The sequence below is a fragment of the Paenibacillus xylanilyticus genome (assembly GCF_013359935.1).
Lineage (GTDB): Bacteria > Bacillota > Bacilli > Paenibacillales > Paenibacillaceae > Paenibacillus > Paenibacillus xylanilyticus.
The window spans coordinates 133912-157339 of record NZ_JABMCB010000187.1; the positions used below are offsets into that span (position 1 = coordinate 133912).

General features: G+C 45.3%; 19 protein-coding genes. 15 read left to right on the forward strand and 4 right to left on the reverse strand.

Translation table 11 applies throughout. The features are described 5' to 3' along the window. The first annotated feature begins 16 nt into the window (after positions 1-16). From HP552_RS16500 to HP552_RS16520, 5 genes are all read left to right on the forward strand, one after another. Positions 17-907 (forward strand): carbohydrate ABC transporter permease, encoded by an 891-nt coding sequence (locus tag HP552_RS16500; protein WP_175396519.1) that lies wholly within the window; start codon positions 17-19, stop codon positions 905-907. Then, on the forward strand, positions 907-1713 hold the full coding sequence (locus tag HP552_RS16505; RefSeq protein WP_175396520.1) for a carbohydrate ABC transporter permease: 807 nt from the start codon (positions 907-909) through the stop codon (positions 1711-1713). Before HP552_RS16500 ends, HP552_RS16505 begins: the two co-directional genes overlap by 1 nt. Positions 1714-1796: 83 nt before the next feature. After that, positions 1797-3563, forward strand: a complete 1767-nt coding sequence (locus tag HP552_RS16510) for a glycoside hydrolase family 2 protein (RefSeq protein ID WP_175396521.1) — start codon at positions 1797-1799, stop codon at positions 3561-3563. 43 nt (positions 3564-3606) lie between these two features. Beyond that, positions 3607-5388, forward strand: coding sequence for a glycoside hydrolase family 2 protein (locus tag HP552_RS16515; RefSeq protein WP_175396522.1), 1782 nt, complete (start codon positions 3607-3609; stop codon positions 5386-5388). Positions 5389-5401: 13 nt separating this feature from the next. Beyond that, positions 5402-6415: an aldose 1-epimerase gene (locus HP552_RS16520; RefSeq protein WP_246310921.1), complete on the forward strand. Its 1014-nt coding sequence runs from the start codon at positions 5402-5404 to the stop codon at positions 6413-6415. Positions 6416-6485: 70 nt separating this feature from the next. Here HP552_RS16520 and HP552_RS16525 read toward each other — a convergent pair whose 3' ends face one another. Genes HP552_RS16525 through HP552_RS16535 form a run of 3 tightly spaced genes read right to left on the reverse strand, consistent with a single transcriptional unit; the run spans position 6486 to position 9224 of the window. After that, positions 6486-7016, reverse strand: coding sequence for a chromate transporter (locus HP552_RS16525; RefSeq protein WP_175396524.1), 531 nt, complete (start codon positions 7014-7016; stop codon positions 6486-6488). Positions 7017-7038: 22 nt separating this feature from the next. Then, a complete protein-coding gene (locus HP552_RS16530) occupies positions 7039-7686 on the reverse strand; it encodes a chromate transporter (protein WP_175396525.1) in 648 nt (215 codons plus the stop codon). Beyond that, positions 7686-9224 (reverse strand): sulfatase family protein, encoded by a 1539-nt coding sequence (locus HP552_RS16535; RefSeq protein WP_175396526.1) that lies wholly within the window; start codon positions 9222-9224, stop codon positions 7686-7688. Before HP552_RS16535 ends, HP552_RS16530 begins: the two co-directional genes overlap by 1 nt. A gap of 125 nt (positions 9225-9349) precedes the next feature. Between HP552_RS16535 and HP552_RS16540 the strand changes: the two genes are divergently transcribed. The 7 genes from HP552_RS16540 (at position 9350) to HP552_RS16570 (ending at position 19422) form a co-directional block, all read left to right on the forward strand. Continuing rightward, positions 9350-10210 (forward strand): AraC family transcriptional regulator, encoded by an 861-nt coding sequence (locus HP552_RS16540; protein WP_175396599.1) that lies wholly within the window; start codon positions 9350-9352, stop codon positions 10208-10210. 63 nt (positions 10211-10273) lie between these two features. Further along, complete coding sequence (locus HP552_RS16545) at positions 10274-12073, forward strand: sensor histidine kinase (RefSeq protein ID WP_175396527.1); 1800 nt, start codon at positions 10274-10276, stop codon at positions 12071-12073. Positions 12074-12075: 2 nt separating this feature from the next. Further along, on the forward strand, positions 12076-13731 hold the full coding sequence (locus HP552_RS16550) for a response regulator (protein ID WP_175396528.1): 1656 nt from the start codon (positions 12076-12078) through the stop codon (positions 13729-13731). Positions 13732-13914: 183 nt separating this feature from the next. Continuing rightward, positions 13915-15483 (forward strand): extracellular solute-binding protein, encoded by a 1569-nt coding sequence (locus HP552_RS16555; RefSeq protein ID WP_175396529.1) that lies wholly within the window; start codon positions 13915-13917, stop codon positions 15481-15483. A 30-nt stretch (positions 15484-15513) separates the two neighbouring features. Further along, positions 15514-16476, forward strand: coding sequence for an ABC transporter permease (locus HP552_RS16560; protein WP_175396530.1), 963 nt, complete (start codon positions 15514-15516; stop codon positions 16474-16476). 68 nt (positions 16477-16544) lie between these two features. Then, positions 16545-17387, forward strand: a complete 843-nt coding sequence (locus tag HP552_RS16565; protein ID WP_246310932.1) for a carbohydrate ABC transporter permease — start codon at positions 16545-16547, stop codon at positions 17385-17387. A 22-nt stretch (positions 17388-17409) separates the two neighbouring features. Then, on the forward strand, positions 17410-19422 hold the full coding sequence (locus HP552_RS16570; RefSeq protein ID WP_175396600.1) for an alpha-L-arabinofuranosidase family protein: 2013 nt from the start codon (positions 17410-17412) through the stop codon (positions 19420-19422). Positions 19423-19518: 96 nt separating this feature from the next. On the opposite strand, the gene HP552_RS16575 is transcribed toward HP552_RS16570, so the two are convergent. Next, entirely contained in the window at positions 19519-19944 is a 426-nt protein-coding gene (locus HP552_RS16575; protein WP_175396532.1) for a MaoC family dehydratase, read from the reverse strand. A gap of 211 nt (positions 19945-20155) precedes the next feature. Here HP552_RS16575 and HP552_RS16580 point away from each other — a divergent pair, with 211 nt between their 5' ends. The 3 genes from HP552_RS16580 to HP552_RS16590 all read left to right on the forward strand — a co-directional run bounded on the left by HP552_RS16580 (position 20156) and on the right by HP552_RS16590 (position 23389). Next, complete coding sequence (locus HP552_RS16580) at positions 20156-20917, forward strand: substrate-binding domain-containing protein (RefSeq protein WP_312884305.1); 762 nt, start codon at positions 20156-20158, stop codon at positions 20915-20917. Positions 20918-21148: 231 nt separating this feature from the next. Next, a complete protein-coding gene (locus HP552_RS16585; protein ID WP_175396534.1) occupies positions 21149-22027 on the forward strand; it encodes an AraC family transcriptional regulator in 879 nt (292 codons plus the stop codon). 87 nt (positions 22028-22114) lie between these two features. Continuing rightward, the gene (locus HP552_RS16590) at positions 22115-23389 is read left to right on the forward strand and encodes an ABC transporter substrate-binding protein (RefSeq protein WP_246310922.1); all 1275 of its coding nucleotides are present in this window, start codon (positions 22115-22117) and stop codon (positions 23387-23389) included. The last annotated feature ends 39 nt before the right edge of the window (positions 23390-23428 follow it).

The following is a 23428-nucleotide window of genomic DNA, read 5'->3' on the forward strand; positions in this document are numbered from 1 at the left end:
CAAAGGGGAGACGCATATGAAGATCAAAAAAATGAGAGCGGATATTCAGGCGCTGGTATTTCTGCTTCCATTCTTAATTGTCTATGGTTTATTTACGATCTGGCCAATGATTAAAGGCGTTGAGATGACCTTCTACAAATGGACGTTGATTAAGAAAATGGATTTTGTCGGCCTTGACAATTTCCGTAAGGTTCTTCAGGACAGGGAAGTTTGGGAGGCAATCTGGCATTCAACTTTTTTCGTTTTTTTAAGTACTCCAACCATGATTATCCTTGCCATTATGCTGGCTGTGATTGCCAACCGAAAATCGGTTTTGCAGAAATTCTACCGCATCATCTTTTTCATTCCAAGCGTGCTCTCTGTTGCCGTCGCAGCCTATCTGGGATTATTCGTATTTCAGCCCTATACGGGACTTGTAAATTCCGTGCTGCACCTGTTTCAATTGTTGCCTGAACATGCTGAAATCTTCTGGCTGACAGAAACGGGGCTGGCATGGGTCGTGATTACGGTCATTACCCTCTGGTGGACGGTCGGCTTCAACTTTATTTTGTATCTCTCGGCCATGCAGGAAATACCGGATGAGATCTATGAAGCAGCAAGGCTGGATGGAGCAAGCGATACACAAATATTTTGGAAGATTACTCTTCCTTATCTGAAGCCACTGACGAAAACCATTACCATGCTGCAAATTATCGCTTCATATAAGGTCTTTATGCAGATCTACGTTATTACGGGCGGGGGACCGCTTGACCAGACGCGGCCGATTATTCAGTTGATCTATCAGACCGGGTTCAAGAACAACAATCTGGGTTATGCCGCAACGATGTCCTATATCTTGTTCGTTATCCTGCTGGTGCTGTCAGCGCTGCAATACTGGATTAATAACCGGAAAGGGGCGGAAAGCTGATGAAATGGCTATACCGTATAGGTTCAGCATTGATGGCAGTCATGTTCGCTGCCCCACTGGTATGGATGCTGGTTGTATCCATCAAAGAAGAAGGCATGAAGATCATTACGGTCCTGGACTGGTTTAAACCTCCATATTCCATGGCTGTATATCAGGAAGTACTTACGACCACCAAGCTTTCCCAGTGGGTTGTTAACAGTTTGTTTGTCGCTGTAGTTGTGACAGTACTGACTGTGATTTTCGCGGCGATGGCTGGATTTGCTCTCTCCAAAGTGCCGTTTCGTTTCCGTACGTTTGTGTTCTTTTTCATTCTTGGTGGATTACTGATCCCCGGAGAAGCAACCATTATTCCGCTCTATCAGGTAGCCAAGGATTTGCATTTGCTGAACTCATACAGTGGATTGATTATTCCTGCTTTGGCTTCACCTGTAGCTGTCATAGTACTCAAAAGTTTCTTCGATGGCGTGCCTAATGATCTGCTGGAGAGTGTGCAAATAGACGGCGGAGGCTTTTGGCGAATCTTTACCAGCATCATGCTTCCTTTGACACGACCGGCGATGGCATCCATGGCAATTCTGACCTTTATCGGTTCGTGGAACAATTTCCTATGGCCATTCCTTTCCATAACGGATGATAATCTGTTTACGCTGCCAATGGGTATTCCAACGTTAATGGGGCAGTATTCGGAAGATTACGTCAAACCGATGGTTATTAATGCCGTGGCTTCTGTTCCCATCATTATATTGTTTATCATTTTTGAGAAACAGATTGTTAAAGGCATTAGCATGTCCGGTATTAAGGGATAACCTGCAATTTTCTTATATTTAAACCTAACGCTGATGTGTTTCAGGCCAATGAGCCAAATAAATAGGAGATCGGGGAGAACAAGATGACAACTAAATTTTACAATAAAGATTATCCAAGACCACAATTTGTACGCCAAGAATGGTTAGATTTGAATGGAGAATGGGACTTTAGTTTTGACGACAATCAAGTGGGTGAGAGCGGGCATTGGTATGACCAAGCTCAATTTCCGGAAGGACTCAAAATTAAAGTTCCCTTTACCTATGAAACTCAGGCGAGCGGAATCGGGATCGAAACATTTCATCCGTTCGTTTGGTACCGCAAGCAGGTCACTATTCCTAACGAGGTAGAAGGCAAGAGAACCATTCTGCATTTTCAAGGGGTGGATTATCGCGCAAAATGCTGGGTGAACGGAACGGTTGTGGGTGAGCATGAGGGAGGGTATGCAGCGTTTTCATTCGACATTACCCCTTATATCACTTACGGCTCGGAGAATAATATTGTTCTTGAAGTTGAAGACAGTCAGAGTGCAGTGCAACCTCGGGGGAAACAACGCTGGGTGGATGATAATTTTGAATGCTTTTATGTACAAAGCACCGGGATATGGAAAAGTGTCTGGCTGGAGCATGTAAGTGAAGCAAGGGTTGAAGCGGTCAAGATGACACCGGATATCGACCGTCATATGATTCGTTTGGACTTTCAGTTGAGTGGGATCGAGGGCAAGAACAACTTGCGTTTGGAGACACGGATTGAGCTGAAGGGTCAGCATGTGCAAACCATCAGTCTGTCTCCGGACAGACCCTGGATGACGGTGGAAGCCAGTGTGAAACATGAAGCGGGCGGGCCATGGAAACAGTCGTTATGGTCACCAGGCTCACCGAACCTGTACGATATCGAGTTTGTGATGTATGAAGATGAGAAGGAAATCGATCGGGTCCATTCCTATTTTGGTATGCGAAAAATATCGATTGAAAATGGGCAGATTCTGCTGAATAATGCTCCGTTGTACCAAAGAATGATTCTGGATCAGGGATATTGGACGGAGAGCCATTTGACCCCGCCTTCAGTGGAAGCACTAATTGAGGATATCGATAAAATTGCCGAGATGGGGTATAACGGAATCCGTAAACATATGAAACTGGAAGATCCACGCTTTTTGTATTGGTGTGATGTAAAAGGCATGCTGGTCTGGTCGGAAATGGCGGCAACTTTTGAGTTTAACGATGAGGCTGTAAGTCGATTCACCAAAGAATGGCTAGAAATTGTTCCCCAGCAATACAATCATCCCAGCATCATTACCTGGGTTCCATTTAATGAATCGTGGGGAATACCGACGATTGGCCATGAGGTAAGGCAGCAGCAGTTTACTGAGTCCATTTACCATCTGACCAAAGCCATTGATCCGTATCGTCCGGTCATTACCAACGACGGATGGGAGCATACGGTATCGGATATTTTGACACTTCACGATTATGTGGAGTCGGGAGAAGCTTTTCTGGAACGGTATCAGGATAAGGACATGATCGTAAATAACAAGACTGCTTCTAATCGATGGAAGTTTGCTTTTGCTGAAGGTTACAAGTATAAGGGGCAACCCATTATCATTAGTGAGTTTGGAGGTATTGCTTTCCAGTCGGATAAAGGATGGGGTTATGGTAATCAGGTGGAATCGGTCGAAGCCTTTATTGAACGTTTCCGTTCCATCACCGAAGCGATCAAAGCCATCCCATATATCTCGGGCTATTGTTATACGCAGGTCACGGATGTGCAGCAGGAGATTAATGGTCTGCTGACGGAAGACCGTAAACCAAAAGTACCACTCGAAGTGATCCGCAAGATCAATCTGGCTTAAAGGCTAAAGAAACACTACAGATTCAACGGGAACAGGAGTGCTGATGGCAATGGTACGAGAAGATTATCCTCGCCCGCAATTTGTGCGGGAAAATTGGATGAGTCTGAACGGAGAATGGGAGTTTGAGTTTGACGATGACAATCGCGGACGTGCGGACAAATGGAATGAGGGGACTCAAGTGTTTAGCCGCCGAATTCAGGTTCCGTTCGCTTTTCAAAGCCGGTTAAGCGGTATTGGAGATCCGGATTTTCATGATAATGTCTGGTACAAACGGACCTTTGACATCCCGCAGAAATTTTCTGGCAAACGTCTGCTGCTCCATTTCGGAGCGGTGGACTATGAAGCCTCTGTATGGGTCAATGGACAGCTTGTGGTTCAACATGAAGGGGGACACACCCCTTTTCATGCCGATATCACGGATGCTTTGGAGGAAGGGGTCAACGTATTAACAGTGCAGGCACTGGATTACAGCAGGAATGTGACACTGCCGCGCGGGAAGCAATTCTGGCAGGAGCAGTCCGCACAAATTTTTTATACCCGCACCACCGGAATATGGCAATCCGTCTGGCTGGAAGCCGTTGATTCTGTTTACTTGCAAAAGGTTCGTCTTACTCCCGATATCGATCGCAACGAGATAAAAATCACCTCCTTTATTCAAAGTGAACAAAGGGAGAGGGACACACAGGAAATTAGACTGCGTGTGCAGATTTCTTATCAGGGCGATCAGTTGACGGAGGATGAATACCGAATCAGCGGCAGGGAGGAGAGCCGTACCATCGGACTTCACACCTTTAATCAACATGGATTGGGCAGGCTTTGGTCACCAGAACAACCCAACCTGTACGATATTCATTTCACGCTGCTGGTGGATGGTGTAACCGTCGATGAGGTCGACAGTTATTTCGGTATGCGTAAAATCTCGATTGAACATGGCAAACTGTTTCTGAATAACCGTCCTTATTTTATGAAGCTGGTTTTGGATCAAGGTTATTTTCCGGATGGCAACCTGACTCCGCCGAGTGACGAGGCGATTCGGCATGATGTGGAACTGACAAAGGAATTAGGCTTTAACGGTGCCAGAAAACACCAGAAGATCGAAGATCCAAGATATCTATACTGGTGCGATAAGCTGGGTTTGCTGGTATGGGGAGAGATGGCGAATGCCTATGATTTCTCCGAACAATATGTTGCACAGATCACAAAGGAATGGCAGGAGGCACTGGAGCGGGATTACAACCATCCAAGTATTGTAGTCTGGGTACCTCTTAATGAGAGCTGGGGTGTTCCCAACATTCTGACCAGCAAGGAGCAGCAATATCACGCCTTGTCGATGTATTATTTGACCAAGTCACTTGATCCGACTCGTCCGGTTATCTCAAATGACGGCTGGGAGATGGTAGAAACGGATTTGTACAATATCCATGATTATGAATGGAGACGGGAAATCCTTGAGGAACGATATCGTACCCGTGAAAATGCAGTGAGTGCCCTGCCTGGCAGCCGAAAGCTGAGTGTAGGCGGCTATTGCTATGAAGGACAGCCCATACTGATTACCGAATTTGGAGGGATTGGTTACAAAAAAAGCGAATGGGAGGGCTGGGGCTACTCCGGAGCCGAGAATGATGAAGATTTTGCAGCGCGATTGCATGCCGTAATACAGCCACTGCTGGATTCTCCTGTCGTTGAAGGTTTTTGTTATACACAACTGACGGATGTGGAACAGGAGATTAATGGTCTGCTGACGTATGACAGACAGCCGAAGATGCCGATGGAACAGATCCGGGCCATTATCGAAGGACGGGGACCATCGGCCGCTGGAGAATAAGGAGGGACGTGTCTTGAACACATGTGAAACAAGTGCATCCTGGGAAGGTGAGTACCACGGCGAGAAAGCGATTTATTTGCGGTACGGTTCGTACGAGGCTGTAATGCTTCCAGAGATTGGCGGCAATCTGGTGGCTTACCGTGATGTTGAGAAGGGATATCGGTTCCTGCATGAACCGGCACCCGACGAGATGCCATCTTTCAAAGCCAGACCGATGATTCACGGTATTCCTGTATTGTTTCCACCGAACCGTTATAAGAATGGGCAGTTTGCCTGGAATGGGGAAATACTTCAATTGCCAGTTAATGAGGAAGCTACAGGTAATCACTTGCATGGATTTTTGTACAACACTCCATGGAAAGTGGAGGAGTATGCCCATACGGGCAAGGAAAGCCATGTAACCGTGTCGATCACCGTCGATGAGACTCATCCTGTATATTCGTTCTTTCCGTTCAGCTTCAATATTACTTTACGCTATGCACTGAGTGAAAATGGACTTATGCAGCATGTGCAAATCCGCAATCATGGATGCTTATCCATGCCTTGTCTGCTTGCCTTTCATACAGCCATTAATGCCCCTTTTTCGCCAGATGGATCGGCTCGTGAATATAGACTCAAGCTTACTGTAGGAGAACGATGGGAACTGGATGAACGTATGCTGCCGACGACACGTTTTCAACCGTTTGTGTCCGAGGAAGAGCAGATGCGTGACTCCGGGGTATATCCGTTTTTTGCTGAGATGGATAACCATTACACTGCAGTACCTCAGAATGGACGAAACCGGATGGAACTGCAGGATATGAGAAGTGGAGAGACGCTAATCTATGATGTGGGCACGTCCTATAAACAGTGGATGATCTGGAACAATGGTGCGAAGGAGGGATTTTTCTGTCCGGAACCTCAGATCAATCTCGTTAATGCCCCGAATTTGGACTTGCGTTCCGAGGAGGCCGGATTATTCAGTCTGCAGCCTGGGGAGATATGGGAGGAAACAAGCCGGTTATATGTGCGTCAAACACTCGCATAAAAAACGAAGAAGAACCGACTCGCTGTGGGTCGGTTCTTCTTCAACCAACCAAGGATGTGCTGTCCGCAAATCAGAATAAAACAATACCGGAAGCACTCGCTACAAGAAGAATGAGCAAGGGGTGAAGCTTGTATTTCAACAGGAGAAACAAACAAACCCCGCCAATGAATAACGTCGCCACCAGTCCCCAGTCTATTCCCGCTTTTGTACCCGGATAACTAAAATGAATGGCAGCATAGATAATAAGTCCAGTCGTAACAGGACGCAAGCCATACAAAGAAGACTTGATCCATGAATTGTTCTGCATGCGATAGAAGAAGGCGGATAACGAAACAATAACGACGACAGACGGAAGGATGATCCCCACTGTAGCAACAATAGCTCCGATAAAGCCAGCGGTCTGATAACCAATCAACGTTGCAGTATTGGTTGCAATGGAGCCGGGAGATATGCCTGCAAGAGCCACAGTCTGTTGGAATTCCACGGGGGTCATCCATGCTTGTTCCGTTACTTCATGCTGAATAATCGGGATAACGGCATAACCGCCTCCGAACGACACGAGGCCTACAATAATAAACATGATGAACAGATCCCAATACATTCAATCGCCCCGATTCATTTTCTCAAATGTAATATTCCAGTTCCGGGTAGCTGCCTGTCGCAGTTTCCTTCATCGTTCTCACTTGAAATCCCAGCCGTTTCTTGATGCGGATAACGAGTACGCCGAATATCAGCCCCGGAACAATAAGATAGAAGGGATGAACTCCCCCAAATAGCAGCAAAGAGACGGTGGCAAGGACAGCAAGGGTAGTGGTTGTATCGAAAATGGAATGTCTCGCCATCCGATAAGCAGCCGCGACGATTAAAGCGATAATTGCGCCATTCATTCCTTTTAAAGCGGCTTCAACTTTAGGATGATTCCGGAATATCATGGCAGACATGCTGATGAGGATGACAATCAAAAAAGTAGGACATGTCACTCCAATGACGGCCGATACAGCACCGGCAATTCCGGCTTGACGATGGCCGATGATCGCTGCTGCATTCACACCGACACCTCCTGGCGCTGAACCTGCCAGGGATATGAGTTCAGCGATCTCATCCTCTTGCATCCATTTTTTCTTATGGACCACTTCACGTTCAATAATCGGAAGCATGGCATACCCACCTCCAAAGGTAGAGGGGCCAATACGGAAAAATATCCAAAATAGTTGGATCAACAATGCAAATGTTTCTTTTGAGTTCTTGATGCGTTCTCTCATCCTTTCCATTAGGCATGATGTATTCGAGGCATCGGCATGGGCTCCTTTTCAAGTTCGGCCCAAATATACTTGAGCAGAAGTTCTGCCTTCAGTTCTGCCGCTCCTGGTTCGTTCCATAAGTTGAATTGTTCATCGGGATCTGCCTCAAGGTCAAAAAGCTCACCATAGGTCTGATTGTAATAGACCGTGATCTTATAACGGTGCTCTACATACGTTTTTTGATGGATCGTCGTAGGTTCATGGCGGAATTCACAGAGCGTGTGCTTACGAACGGATTCTTTGGCACCAAGCCATACTTCTTTTTGGTCGATCCCCGTCATGGCGTGTGGAATTGTGATGTTACAGAGCGAGAGCAGGGTTGGCGCAAGATCAACCAGTGATTGAATGGCGCTTGTCTTCTTCGCTGCTGGCACTCTTCCAGGGTACCTGACGATAAATGGAATTTTGATTAAATCCTCATAATGGAATCCGCCCTTGGCCTGAAGACCGTGCTGACCGAAGAAATGACCGTGATCCGTTGTGAAAATGACAATCGTATTTTCTGCCAACCCTTGTTCGTCCAGTTTGTCGAGAATTTTGCCAATATATTTATCCATCATACTGATCATCCCGTAATACACACCAACCAGCTTTTTCTTGTCATATTCCGTTAAACGGGACTTCGCGCCATATTCGTAATAATGATGGGATCGGTAGCCATGAATGCCGAAGCCGGTTTCACTCCAATGTCCAAAATCCGGATGATCTTCTTGCGTTAATTGAAAATGGGGTGGATTGCGGTCATGCTCACCTGGTGTCAGGGACGGAATCGTAAGTTCATCTGGATCATACATTGAATCCCATGGCTCAGGCACCAGATATTCCGGATGCGGGTCGAAAAAGCTGGCCCACAGAAAGAAGGGCTCATCTTTGTTTGCATACTGGTTAAGAAGAGAGTTGGTTCGCTCGGCAATCCAGGTGTTGTAATGATATTTTTCCGGTATGGGCCAAGTGTACGTTATCGAAGAGTCCATAGTTCCCGTTGGGGGAAGGAAGTAATCTCTCCAGTTCACGCAACCCTGTTCTTCCAGCCATAACGCATAATGCTGGCCGACATGTGCTTCATTTGTATGATTGCGGGCAAGCTCCACGTGGTCGAACCCATAAAATGGCCCGTTGAAATTTTTCCAGTACTCCATATCCTGCAACATCGGATAGGCTTCGACCGACGGATAGGCTTCCGTGGATTTCAAAGGCTGGAAATGTGCCTTTCCAACAAGTGCTGTCCGGTAGCCTGCCTCATTAAAACTTTGCCCAACGGTATGGCGATCTTCAAGCAATTTCGTACCCAAAGTCCATGCCCCGTGCTGACTGGGATACATGCCTGTAATGATGGATGCCCGGCTGGGTGTGCAGGTCGGATTCGGACAATAGGCCCGATCAAATGAGGTTCCTTCGCGGACGAGACGATCCAGATTTGGTGTGGAAATTTCAGATTGAAATGCCCCGATGGTGTTCCAGTGCTGTTGATCGCTTGTAATTAGCAAAATGTTAGGTGTTTTCGTCAAGTTCAATCCCCTCCTAGTATGATAGTATTGGAAAATTGAAGTTATAAAAATAGCTCTATGTTATATTATTGTTGTCATTTTGTTATGGCAAAACGAAAAGTGAAGGGAAGTGAAGGTTCGTCATGATGCAGGAATACGAGTATGAGTATGCAGAGTTCATCTATTATAAGCCGGGTGATCTGGACAAAGAGCAGCACATTTGGCCTGTAAGAGCTGGACGAAGTATAGCCAAACCTAATTATAAGGTTGGCCCCAAACGGATTGAGTGCTACAGCCTTCATTTTGTGCATGACGGCTTCGTACGGCTTGAGTTTGATGGCAAGCGGGTGGATTTGCAGAAGAATGATCTGTTCTGTCTGTTTCCAGGGCGAACCTACTATTATCACATGCTTTCTTCTGATTCTTCATTGCAAATGAGCTGGTTGGCATTGGACGGGACAAGAGTCAAGCCGTTATTGGAGCTGGCCGGGCTGCTTCCCGAAAGTCCGTTTGGCAAACAGATGTTTACTCCCCATGTGCAAGAAACCTCCGAACGCCTGATTTGCGCTCTGGCAAGTGTTGAACGCTGGAAGCCTTCAGCTTCATTGGAATTGCATGGTTTGATGTATGCATTGCTCGCAGGCATCGTTCCAGATCATGCTTCTGAGCAACCGACAGAACTTGCAGGTTGGATTCATGAATGCAAGGATTATATGGAATTGCATGCTACCGAAGGCATTTCCGTACAACAGGTCGCCGATTTTGCAGGTGTGCACCGTTCCTACTTCTCCAATATGTTTACCACTCAGGTTGGCATGCCACCGGTAAAATACATGCAGAAAATACGAATGGAAAAGGCGAATCAATTGTTAAAGGAAACCGATGCAACCGTCACGGAAATCGCCTTGTCCCTGGGGTATCCGAATTTATATTCATTCACCAGAGCGTTCAAAATATATTATAAAATGCCTCCAATCACGATGCGCAAAAACGGAATGGATTGCTGAACACTGTCCGGTTAATGTTGATAGCGTTTACTTTTTTGATTTCGAAAAAGGGGAGATCCCATAATGAATTTTTCTGCAATTCTGAGGTGGATATCACCGAAACGAAGCATTCAGGGGAAAATCTTCATTGCCTTTAGCGTCGTGACCCTTGTATCTATCGTTTCGATCACCGTTATTGTTTATATGAGCATGCGAGAGACAATCAGTCTGAATGCCATTACATCGGTCTCAGACAGTATAAGACAGGCTGATGAATCTCTTAATGTCATGCTGGAAGAGATTGACCGCCTGAACACCGTAGTAGTAACCAATAAAAATACGGTCATTGATACGTTGCTTAGTCCGCATGAAGAGATCAGTTATGAATGGTTTCAGGAAGAGAAACGGATGGATGAATTTTTATCTTCTCTGATTGATTACAAAGCTTATATCTCACGAATAGCTGTTGTTGGTCTGAATGGAAAAGTGTTCTTCTCAGGCGGACCTTGGATGGACAGAACTGTCTTAGAGACAAGTATGATGGACTATATGCTGCAAAACGGTTCAAGGCATGCCTATTTTAAACAGACAGGTGTATCCGATGCGATCACCATTGGCCGAGAGGTCCGTTACAATCGGGAGACGATCGGTGTGGTTATGGTCGACATGAGTTATGCGTTCATTCAAAAAACATATGGTGTGAAGCCGACTACGGATAGCATGATCTATGTGCTGGATAAAGATGGCCGCTTCGTCTATGAGAATCATTCCACCCCGCATTACGCCCCATCATACCAGGAGATTAGAACGATTCATCAGGAATTGGAAAGTAACGGTGAAGCAGTCAGGCAAGTCATTGAGGGAAAAGAATATATCGTGGTGAGTCGGAATTCGAGCTACACCGGATGGACTACGCTTGCACTGATCCCAATGGATTCACTCTTAACGGAGTCTGCAAGACTTCGTAAACTGTTGGCAGAAGTTTCAGTCATCGTATTTGTGGTCGTTCTGATTGCTTCTTTTCAGGTTTCATCACGTATCACACTGAACATTAGGAAGCTGAAATCGCTCATGATGTTTGTGAAGGATGGAAATCTGACATTTCCCAAAAAAGAGATCAAAAGTGAAGATGAAACGGGGCAGTTATACCACGTCTTTGTTAGCATGGTTGAGGAACTGGAGAGGTTACTCGAAGGAATCCGTTTCAGTGAGAAAGCAAAACGGGATGCAGAAATGACAGCACTCCAGGCTCAAATTCACCCTCATTTTCTGTACAATTCACTTAATACAATCAAATATTTGGCTAAGCTTAACGGTGCACCAAATATTGAAGAGGTATCTGGTTCGTTGATTGAGCTTATGCGAAGTGTTCTTGGGAATTCAAGCGAGTTTCTCACAGTACGGGAGGAGCTGGCCTATGTGGAACATTATATTTCCATTATGAAGTACAGATATACGGAACCCATTCAGCTTATTACCGAGATTGAGGATGACAGCCTGCTGGAGTGCCAGGTGTTGAAGTTGATGCTGCAGCCTTTGGTAGAGAACGCCATTATCCACGGGATCGGCCCGTTTGCCCAGGAAGGATTGGTATTGATTCGTGTATTTGATGCAGACAGTCATCTCAGGATTGAAGTGATGGATAATGGCAAAGGCATCACGGAGCAGCAAAAGGGCAGTCTGCTGGGGGAAAGTGACAAGAAGGCAAAATCTTCACGCTTTAGCGGCATGGGCGTCCGTAATGTACATGAACGCATTGTTGGCATGTACGGTGACGCGTACGGTGTCCATTTGTATAGTGAGCCAGGCTTATATACAAAAGCGGAGATTCGTCTTCCCAAAGTGCAGAAGCGCACAGAAAACACTGAACAAGAGGTGATCTAGGCATGTTTCAAGTGCTGCTTGTTGATGATGAGCCATTGGTACATCATGATCTAAGGACCTTAGTGGACTGGAATACACACGGATTTGAAATATGCGGACAGGCGCAAAATGGCGTTATGGCTCTAACCATGATTGAGCAAGATCCACCGCATATCGTGATCATTGATGTCGATATGCCTGAGATGAACGGCGTTGAACTTAATCGGGCCATCAAAGAACGTTTTCCATGGATAAGCACCATCGTGCTTAGCAGTTATGATGAATATGACTATGTGCGGGATTGCCTGAGAAATGGGTCCATCGATTATTTGCTTAAGCATCGTTTGGATGAATCGGCATTATTATCCATTCTGAAGAGAGCGGTTATGGAGCTGCAGAATGAAGAGCAAAACCTCAGGGGACACGCCAGTGAAAAAGCAAAAGTGGAGAAGAGGAATCCTGGAAATGTACGCAAGGATATTCTTGATCTGCTTCAAAGTCAGAAAAACGCAACGGTTGATTCAGAAGTTCAAACTTGGCAACAATTCTTCTATCCGCAAGCATCCCATTACATGGTAGCCACCTTACAAATTGTTCCATTTTTTCTGTTGACAGAGTCATACAGTGATATGAAGACCCATGGATTGATTCAGCAAGTCGTGGATATGATGCAGCAGAGTCTGGGGGATATCCATAAGCGGACTGCGGTATATGTGGAGGATGGACGATTTGTCATCATGTTTGCTTTTCAAGAACGAAGCGAGCATTTAATGCAGCTGGAGGCAGATGGACAGTTGCGCAAAATTCAGCACACACTGGAATTGTTCCTTAATCTGCGATGCATAACTGCGCTTGGACATATATGCACTGGTTTGTCCCAACTGCCTGGCAGCTACAGATCAGCTCTGCGCATAATGGATGGATCTTCACCTCAAGAAACTTCCAGCCATACGATTATCGATTCAACCATGGCAAACAAATCTTCGGGAAGACAACCTCAGCGTGTTTCGCTCACCATCGAAGAACATAAGCAGATTCTTCTAGCTATCGAGAGGTTTGACAAGGAAGGTGTGAGCCAATACATTTCCTCCATATTTTCTTCGATAAAATCACAGCCGGTTCATTCACCTACGGTTCAAATCATGATCAGTGAACTCATACAGATCGGGGATAAGGCTTTGAATACGTGGATGCCGGGAGATGAAAGCGCAAGAAATGAGCTTCCATCCAAAAGCGAGCTTGCAAAGCTAACCCGGTTGGTCGAATTGGAACACTGGCTCCATTCCTATTTTTCACGACTGTTCAATGTATTGAAGCCGCATCGAATAGCGGGTTCGTATTCACGACATGTCACGCAAGCCATCCACTTCATTCTGGAGCGGTATCCGGGGTATGTAACATTGGAACTTGCTGCAGGTTCGATCGGATTGAATTCATCCTATTTAAGTCGATTATTCAAGGAAGAGACACAGCGGACCTTTTCGGAATATTTGAATCGAGTCCGAATTAATGCCGGATGCAAACTGCTGGAAAGCGGCCAATATTCCATTAAAGAAATCAGTGTGCAAGTGGGATTTACGACACATAACTATTTTTTCAAAGTATTCAAGGAAATAACGGGCATGACCCCGCAAGAATACTTGGGCAATCTGGGACAGGCACAAACGAAAGGAAACTAACCGATACGCCTTCCTTCAAACCCTACACACATAAGCAGAAGGAATAAAACCGTAAAAAAAGTGGAGTAATGGGTCATATTTTTGTAATTGGCCGCTTGATCCATTGAATTATAATGATCTCACACCAATAGTAACCGCTTTCAAGTTGGACTTGGTGATGAAAATGGCAGGGGGCACAAAATCATGCGCAAATACTGGGGAAGAAATCTGTTTATGACAATAATTACGTCCAGTTTATTTCTTTCTGGATGCAATTCTAGTGGAGGCAATAACGAATCTGTTCCTGAGATTTCAAAAAATGACGTTCATGCGACAGGATTTCCGATTGTGGACCAGCCAATAAACCTTAAGATGTTCACCCGGATTGCACCCGTAAATGGTCCTTTCAAAGAGATGCCCGTGTTCCAGGATTATGAGAAGTTAAGCAATGTGAAAGTGGAATTCATTGAAGCACAAACCGATGGTTTTCAAGAGAAAAAAAATCTTCTTTTTGCGTCGAATGAGCTGCCTGATGCCTTGTTTCGTTCAGGCCTTACACCGCTAGAAACGATTCGCTATGGTGCAGCAGGACAATTGATTCCGCTTGAAGGACTGATTGATGAGTACGCTCCCAACCTGAAGAAATTAATGGACGAATATCCCGAGATTCGTTCAGGCATTACCACACCAGAGGGACATATCTATGCCATTCCGGGCATTGTAACTTTAAGTGCGGCACGTACGGACAAAAAATGGATCAATCAAATGTGGCTCGACAAGCTTAATCTGGATGTACCCGAGACGACTGACGAATTATATAATGTGCTGCTTGCTTTCCGTGATGGTGATCCAAATGGCAATGGGAAAAAGGATGAACTTCCTATGACGGCGCGTATGGGACTGTCCATTGTTGCAGCGATGAGCGGATCATTTGGATTGGATTCACAGCTTGGATATAACATCTACATTGAGAATAACAAAGTAAACATCTGGATGGGCAGTGATCGCAATAAAGAAATGTTGATGTATTTAAACAAACTCTATCAGGAAAAGCTGCTGGATCAGGAGATTTTTGCACACACGGAAGCACAATATCTGGCCAAGCAGGGGTCGGGAAATACCGGTTTTTTCTTTGACCAGACCAACAATAACTTTCTTTCGATTCAGGATCAATATACGGGAATTGCACCTTTTGCCGGCCCGCAAGGAGACCGCTTACAGAGCCAGGCTCTGCCAATTGCAAGGGATTTTGGAGCTTTTGCAATCACTTCCGTTAACCCTTCTCCCGAAGTAACCATGCGCTGGATTGATTATTTCTATAGTGATGAAGGATCAACCTTGTTGAGATTTGGCAGAGAAGGAGAGCACTATGAGAACAAGGAAGGAATCCCGTATTACAAAGAAGATTTTCTGAAGGAGATTAGCAATCAGGCTAAAATCACACCTTACGCAGGTGGCGGCGCGCCACATTTGATCAGCGAACAGGTTGCGTCATTTATCAATCCTCCTCAGGTACAGGAAGCTCAGGCTAAGCTGGACCCGTTCATGCCGGAAGTAAGATATGCCGCTCCGATGTTTGATGAACAGACCGCCCAGGAAGTTAACATTCTGCGTAATGATATTGATAAATATTACGAAGAGCAAAGCACTAAATTTATCGTTGGTGCGATTGGTTTTGACAAGTGGGAACAATTTCAGTCCACACTTCAGAAGATGCGGATAGACGATCTTGAAAAGTTATATCAGGATGCCTATGACAAGATGCAAAAATAGGCTGACAGACAGGGGAAGGAGTGAACGCCCATGAAACGTGCCCAAAACGATACAACGATCCCGATCGGCCATACGCATTCCAGGAGGGGATCACGCCTGTTTAGGCAAATGGGCAAGAGAGCTGACCTGTACTTGATGTTGCTTCTACCCGTAGCATGGTATTTGGTTTTTCATTATGGCCCGTTGTACGGATTGCAAATTGCATTCAAAAATTTCAATCCGGCCAAAGGGATTCTCGGCAGCAGCTGGGAGGGATTTGGACATTTCGAGCGTTTTTTTGAATCCTATTATTTTTGGAGACTGCTCTGGAATACCCTTTCCATTAACTTGTTCTCCCTGTTAATCGCATTTCCCATTCCAATTCTGCTGGCCCTTATAATTAATGAGATTCGGAGCAAAACCTTCAGTAAGTGGCTGCAAAATATTACGTACATTCCGCACTTTATTTCGGTTGTTGTCATTGTAGGTATACTCAATGTATTTCTTTCGCCAACTACAGGACCGGTTAATATGCTCATCGAATTTTTTGGAGGCACTCCAATCCGATTTCTGGAGGAAGCAGGCTGGTTCAAGACCATTTTTATCAGTTCTAACATATGGCAGAATATGGGCTGGCAATCCATTATCTACATTGCAGCCTTGAGCGGGGTAAATCCACATCTGTATGAGGCAGCCAAAATGGATGGTGCTTCAAGGCTGCGCCGAATTTGGCACATTTCGCTACCTGGTATTGCTCCGGTCGTGATCATATTGTTAATACTGGACATCGGTCATTTTATGAACGTTGGATTCGAGAAAATATTGCTCATGCAAAACAATCTCAATCTGGAATCAAGTGACGTCATCTCAACGTTTGTCTATACAAGCGGGATTCTGAAGGGAGAATATAGCTACACCGCAGCGATCGGGCTGTTCAATTCAATCATCAATCTGCTGCTGTTACTACTGGTCAACCGGATTGCACGTAAAACGTCAGAGACGAGTTTATGGTAGAGGAGGGATGTGCCGTGCCGAAGCAAGCGAGATTGCTAGGAGGTAGCTCAAATGAACGAGTTTTCGATATGATTATTTACACTATGGCAGCCATCATTATGGTTGCCGTATTATATCCGTTGATCTTTATTGTGAGTGCTTCCTTCAGTGATCCGACAAAGGTATTAAATGGTGAGGTGTGGCTGCTGCCAAAAGGCTTGACACTGGATGCCTACACCAACATCATGCATAATGAGAAAATTTGGACGGGGTATCGCAATACGATTCTCTATACGGCCATTGGCACACTCATTAACATCGTGATGACTGTGCTGGCGGCTTACCCGCTATCCAGACCTGATCTTCCCGGGCGTAATGTCATTATGGTGTTTATCACGTTAACGATGTTTTTCAGCGGTGGGTTGATTCCCACCTATCTGTTGGTCAAAAATTTGGGAATGGTCGATACCATGTGGGCATTAATTGTTCCGGGTGCAATCGCCACGTATAACCTGATCGTAATGAGAACGTATTTCCAGTCGAGTATACCCTGGGAGCTGCAGGAGGCTGCCCATATCGATGGATGTTCCAATTGGAGACTGCTTATAAGCATTATTCTGCCGTTGTCGAAACCAATTCTTGCTGTAATGGTGTTGTTTTATGCCGTGGGGCATTGGAACTCCTTTTTTAACGCACTCATCTATATCCGTAACGAAGAGTTGCACCCACTTCAGCTGGTGCTGCGCGAAATTCTGCTGATCAGTCAAACGGATGCTGTGGACGGGACCATGGGACTGGAAGATAAAATTCTGCTCGCTGAAAGTATTAAATACGCGGTCATCATTGTCTCGAGTCTGCCAGTCCTATTGATGTATCCACTCGTGCAGCGGCACTTTGTAAAAGGAGTCATGATTGGATCAATTAAAGGTTAGATCACTTTGGGGAGGACTTATGTTGAAATCAAATGCCATGATTACCATTGATTGCAACAAGATTAGTGAGCATGAAATTAACCCGTATCTGTTTGGACATTTTGTTGAAGATATCCGTGATCATATGGAGGCGATGCTTGCATACCCATTGAAAGATATGGATTTTGAGAGCGAAGCCGAGTCAAAGACAGCGGTATCAGGAAGCTGGAGGGCATACACCAACGGAAGAAATACGACATATGCCATAGAAGCTCCTGCACCAAGACATTCAGGCCGCGCTCAGCGCATTCGTCTTCTTAGTGACGATGAAGCTTATGCGGGAATTGCTCAGGCAGCAGCGCTGAAAGGACCGATGGAGTACACCCTTCGAATCGTTGCGCGTGCTTCCATTGAACTTCGTTATTTGGTTGTGGCTGCCGTCGATAGGCAAACGGAAGAAGTGCTTGGACAGGTTCGGATCGAACTGAAAAGCCATAACTGGCAGAAATATGAGGCCGGTCTTACGGTCTTGCGCGCTTGTCCGGATGCGGAAATCCGGTTGTATATTCCGGCCGAACACTCCAGATGGATAGATCACGTATCTACCGGAATGCTCTGGCTTGACCATGTGTCACTGCTGCCAGTAGATCACATTGGGCTGGTGAAACGTGAAGTGGTCGAGATGACAAGAGAATTGAATGCAGGCATGATGAGACTCGCAGGCAACTACATTAGTGCTTATCATTGGGAACATGGCATCGGCCCGGTATTGGAACGACCAATCATGTACAATGAGGCATGGGGTGGATGGACAAGCAAATATTTCGGAACAGATGAATTTATCCGTTTTTGCCGTGAGCTTCAGGTCGAACCATTGATCTGCGTGAATGATGGATCGGGTACACCTGAAGAGGCCGCCCAATGGATTGAATACTGCAATGGAAGTGTCGATACACCGATGGGGGCTTTGAGGGCAAAAAATGGATCACCAGAGCCTTACCGTGTGAGATATTGGGAGATTGGGAACGAGGTATGGGGACAATGGCAGGTCGGCAGCTGCACAGCAGAACAATTTGGAGATCGAACGGTACAGTTTGCGAAAAAAATGAAACAAACCGATCCGTCCATTGTACTACTTGCTTGTGGACACTTTGAGCAGGAATGGAATAAAACGGTTCTTGATCTCGCAGGCGAGCATATCGACTATTTAACCCTGCATCTGTATCACGGTTATGGTCCCTTTGGCATGAATCGGGATACACCTGCCGACGATCGTTATAAAGCAATAGTTTCTTATCCCGAATGGACTGGGCACTATATTAACCAAACAACAGAGGTCATTGCATCTGCTAACAAGCATCGACATGTAAAATTGGCCATTACCGAATACAACACAATGTATTATCCGAATACGGTTAGAAAAGGGCTGCCAAATGAACATACACTGGGAGCCGCTGTTGCCAATGCCGCCAATCTGAATGAGATGATTCGCTGTAGTAATATGGTACACATCGGCAGTTACTCTGATCTGGTTAATGGCTGGCTCGGGGGATGTATACGCGTCGGAGACTTTTATGCCGACCAATACTGTGGCAAACAGGCTGGATGGAGCGGAAAACCGCTTACCATCTATGGAACCCCAACCTATGAAGTGCTGAAACTATATGCCAATCGGGATATCAAACATATTATACCTGTGCAAGCGGAATGCGGAACATTTTCTATTGTTGCACACAGGAAAACGCCGATGGACCTGAGTGCGCTCCCTGATCTGGATGTTGTGGCCGGAACGAATGAGGATCACAGCAAAATCACTTTGTTTATTGTAAATCGAAGTTTGGAGCAAGTGACGGTCAAAATCGATCTTCATGCTTTCGAAGCATCCCAAGACACGGTTCTGCACGAAATTACGGGCGATTCTTACGACGACATCAACTCTGTATTTCAACCGGATCATATTCGATCTGATGAGTGTGTTGTCCCTGCTCACAAATGGCAGCAAGGTCATGTATTGCGTCCCTTTTCCATATATGTCCTGGAATTTAATCGGTTATAAATGGGACTTCGGACTTGAACTAAAATGTGAATATGTGGCCGTTCCCCGAATGTTTCCGGGAAGCGGCTATTTTACTTGATTTGTATTAGCGGCAAATCAATTATCAATTAATGCACTTAATTCGGCCTGAAATACCTTTTGATTGTTTTGATTAAACGTTGTGAGTAACACAGTAACGATTCCATTGCCCCTGCGTCTTGGCAGGAGGTTGATCACTTCAGCCGTTACATGGAGTTCATCATCCGGGAATACAGGCTTAATAAATTGGATGTTATTCATTCCCGTGCCGGCCACAACATGCTCCCCGTATACGCCCACTTCAATCCAGAGCTTGAAGGATATGTTCATCGTCTGCATGCCGGATGCAATCAGACTTCCGAATCGTCCTTGTTTGGCTTTTTCTTCGTCCAAATGCATATACTGCGGGTCGTACATTTTCGCAAACTCCATAATATCGGTTTTGGACAGTTTAATCGATTTTGTTTTGTAAACCTGACCTATTGCATACTCGCTATACTTCAATGGGACACCCCTGTTTCTAAAATATGGTTGTAGATGTGGTTGTAGATGTTATACATAGGAATTGCTTATTCAATAATAAATCAAAAAGGGCGTTCGTAGCAAAAAGAGCCATGCGATACGAATGGAGACATGAACCAGATGGCGTGATAAAATGCCAGTGAATGATTTTATTTTTTTCTGATCACAAATGAGAATGGTCTTTTGAGGTGTAATTGTACATGATATGTCCAGTCCGTATTTCTCGGAATTAGTCAAAGGTATAGAATCGGTTATTATGCATCATGGATACGATATGATCGTATGCAATTCACTCGGTGGAGAACATTCAACTGCTAGCCGCTACATCCGGGAAAAAAGAATAGATGGCGCCATTGTAATTGCTCAGAATATTCAAAATAAATTGCTTCTTGAAGCTGCTGAATCAGGATTTCCTATTGTGGTAATGGATCGGGAACTAAATAATGATCATATTGTAAATGTTCTGATTGATGATGAACAAGGAGGATATGTGGCAACCCGATACCTTCTTGATAAAGGGCACCGTACAATAGCCTATATTAATGGAACATTCAGTTCGGATTGCAATCTCCTACGTTATCAGGGTTACTTGAGAGCATTGCACGAAGCGGGTGTTGAAGAAAGGAAGGAGTGGAGGCTGAGCGGACATTTCACGAAAGAAGGCGGTTATCAAGCGGCCAAATTTCTGATCGAAAATGAGCTTCCATCGGCAGTGTTTTTTGCGAGTGATGAGATGGCTATTAGCGGGCTAGAGGCATTCCGGGAACATCATATTTCAGTTCCTGAGCAAGTGTCTGTTGTCGGATTCGACAACATACATCTATCTCATTATGTGTACCCACCACTTACGACATTTCGTCAACCAAAAACGGATGCTGGCCAACTGGCCGGACATGTACTTATCCAAATGTTAAAGGGAGAAACCGTGGATTCTTCATACATATTGAATAATTAATGTGTGGAACGTCATTCCGTTCGCTTCAAGACTAGCGTATAGAAACACCTTTGCTGAAAGATCCAACTTGTTACGCTACCATATTGTGTTTGTAAAAGTCGCCCGCATGATGAAATGTAGGTGACTTTTTTCTTGGGTATTATTTATTTTCATTTCCAAGTCGAAAGGAATCCTGCACTTCATGCATAATATGATTACTAAGGAATTGGTAAATATGGAAAGGGTGATCTGATGGGAGTGCCAACGTTTCTTGAAACAGGTCATATGACAGAAGGTTTTCCGATCCGGGTAATTCACACAGGTGAACAGTTTAATTTTGCCGCACACTGGCATGAAGAGGTTGAGTTGGTCGTAGTGAATGGAGAACGCGCGAGAATTGGAGTAAACAATCAAGTCTGTGAGCTGGAACAAGGAGACGTGCTGTTGATCAAACCAGGGGATGTTCACTGTTTTTTGCCGGGTACCGATCATTTGACCATTATTCTGTTTCGACTGGAATGGTTAACGGGAAACCTCGCAGCGGACAAAGAATCTCAGGAGCTTCGTGAAGTTTTTCATAAAACGACAATCCTTCCGTCTACCATCTGCAGGGAGAAGAATTTGGGTCATTATATAGATGCCATATCCGATGAAGAGAAACAGCAGCAGCCGGGATACCGATGGATCATGGTTGCAAGGCTGTACGATCTTATCATTCACTTGTTGCGCACCAAGACACCGACGACACACGAATGCATCTCGGGAGAGCCCTGCACGTCGTCCAAAAGATTTGAATTCCTTGAATCAGTGTGTGAATACCTGGAGGAACATTATGCCGAACCCGTCAAGCTGGATCAAGTGGCAGAGCACATCAAATTCAGCAAATTTCATGTATGCAAGCTGTTTAAGGAGAACAAGGGAGTAACCCTGATGGAATACTTGAACCACTTTCGCATCATCAAATCGGAATGGGCATTATTGTTCAGTCAAGCCTCCATTTTAGATATCGCAATCGGGCATGGATTTAACAATGTGAGCTCCTATAATCGGTTGTTCAAAAAATATAATGACTGCACGCCGTCCGAATTTCGGAAGAAGCATCAGACCCACATCACAAAATATGAAGGATGATTCACAATATTTGAGGAGAAAGCCCTCTCCAAAATCACTATACTCGAATAAAATGTAAGCGTTTCCTTTTATTGAAGGAGGGGGCCCATGAAAAACTTTAGATTGAAATATCTATCCATTATTGCACTTGTAAGCGCAGTGATGATCGTATCCGGTTGTCAGTCGAAGGGAGAACATGCATCCAAGCAGGAAGAGATTACCGTCTGGAGTTTTACGGATGAAGCGGGTTATGCCATTGAGAAATTCGAAGAGAAGTATCCGGACATCAAGGTGAACTTCGTCAACATCCCAGGGAATTTCTATATTACCAAACTGAAATCCGCACTGCAGACGAGGTCGAAAGCTCCTGATGTGTTTATGATTGAGAACGCAAATATCAGAGAGCTGATTGATGTTCCTTATTTGGAGAATTTATCTGCATCTCCGTATAACGCCAATGAGCTGATTCCAGAGCAGTATGCATTTGTGCAGGCTAATGAGAAGGATAGCGAAGGGAATATTCGCGCCATCGGCTATCAGGGGACACCGGGAGGCATCTATTATCGACGGGATTTGGCCAAGGAATATTTGGGCACAGATGACCCGCAGAAGGTAGGCGAGCAGATCGATACATGGGAAAAGATATTCGAGATCGGAGAGAAGGTGCAGCAGGCCAGCGGGAACAAAGTACATGCACTGGCAAACTGGAATGCCATCTCCAATTCCTATGACGGGATCCCATGGGTGAAGGATGGTAAGCTCGTCATCGACCCAACCTACATGCAGGTTCTGGATCTGGTTCGGGAAGCTCGTCAGCGGAAGGTGCTGGCCGAATATGAAGAAGGAAGTGCCGGGCATGCCGCTTCAATGCAAAAGGGGGAAGTCATGTTCTATCCTGGAGCAACCTGGGCACTGCAATACACATTCAAGGCGAACGCACCAGACACCGAAGGCATGTGGGGTCTTGCCCCAGGGCCATCTGCTTTTAGTGCGGGTGGTACGTATATTGCGATGTACAGCCAAAGTGATAAAAAGGACCTGGCCTGGAAGTTTATTGAGTTTTATAACTTTAACCATGAGTTTCTGTCTGAGCTGGCGAAGGAACAGGATTATTTTACAAGTAATATGGTTGTCAATGATCAGCTCGCACAATCCGTAACTTCAGCTTATCTGGGAGGACAAAAGCATTTCGAGTTTTTCTCCGAAGCGGCCAAACAGGTTCCTGTTTATGAGCGAACCAAGTATGACTCCATCATTAACAGTGACATTTATAAAAATGTGCTCCAGCTGTATCTTAATAACGACATTCAGACCAAGGCAGAAGCGGTGAAGCGAATCAAACGCGATGTTCAATTGAGATTTCCGGAGCTGGAAGTGGATTAGCTGAGGGAGCGAAAGCTTTTAATCATCCGATGACTGGAG

Excerpts from the sequence above, each read along its gene's own strand:
- HP552_RS16555 (WP_175396529.1), top strand. The coding sequence starts at position 13,915 with ATGCGCAAATACTGGGGAAGAAATCTGTTTATGACAATAATTACGTCC.
- HP552_RS16545 (WP_175396527.1), top strand. The coding sequence starts at position 10,274 with ATGAATTTTTCTGCAATTCTGAGGTGGATATCACCGAAACGAAGCATT.
- HP552_RS16530 (WP_175396525.1), bottom strand. The coding sequence starts at position 7,686 with ATGGAAAGGATGAGAGAACGCATCAAGAACTCAAAAGAAACATTTGCA.
- HP552_RS16540 (WP_175396599.1), top strand. The coding sequence starts at position 9,350 with ATGCAGGAATACGAGTATGAGTATGCAGAGTTCATCTATTATAAGCCG.
- HP552_RS16505 (WP_175396520.1), top strand. The coding sequence starts at position 907 with ATGAAATGGCTATACCGTATAGGTTCAGCATTGATGGCAGTCATGTTC.
- HP552_RS16500 (WP_175396519.1), top strand. The coding sequence starts at position 17 with ATGAAGATCAAAAAAATGAGAGCGGATATTCAGGCGCTGGTATTTCTG.
- HP552_RS16510 (WP_175396521.1), top strand. The coding sequence starts at position 1,797 with ATGACAACTAAATTTTACAATAAAGATTATCCAAGACCACAATTTGTA.
- HP552_RS16525 (WP_175396524.1), bottom strand. The coding sequence starts at position 7,016 with ATGTATTGGGATCTGTTCATCATGTTTATTATTGTAGGCCTCGTGTCG.
- HP552_RS16565 (WP_246310932.1), top strand. The coding sequence starts at position 16,545 with ATGATTATTTACACTATGGCAGCCATCATTATGGTTGCCGTATTATAT.
- HP552_RS16585 (WP_175396534.1), top strand. The coding sequence starts at position 21,149 with ATGGGAGTGCCAACGTTTCTTGAAACAGGTCATATGACAGAAGGTTTT.
- HP552_RS16560 (WP_175396530.1), top strand. The coding sequence starts at position 15,514 with ATGAAACGTGCCCAAAACGATACAACGATCCCGATCGGCCATACGCAT.
- HP552_RS16515 (WP_175396522.1), top strand. The coding sequence starts at position 3,607 with ATGGCAATGGTACGAGAAGATTATCCTCGCCCGCAATTTGTGCGGGAA.
- HP552_RS16550 (WP_175396528.1), top strand. The coding sequence starts at position 12,076 with ATGTTTCAAGTGCTGCTTGTTGATGATGAGCCATTGGTACATCATGAT.
- HP552_RS16590 (WP_246310922.1), top strand. The coding sequence starts at position 22,115 with ATGAAAAACTTTAGATTGAAATATCTATCCATTATTGCACTTGTAAGC.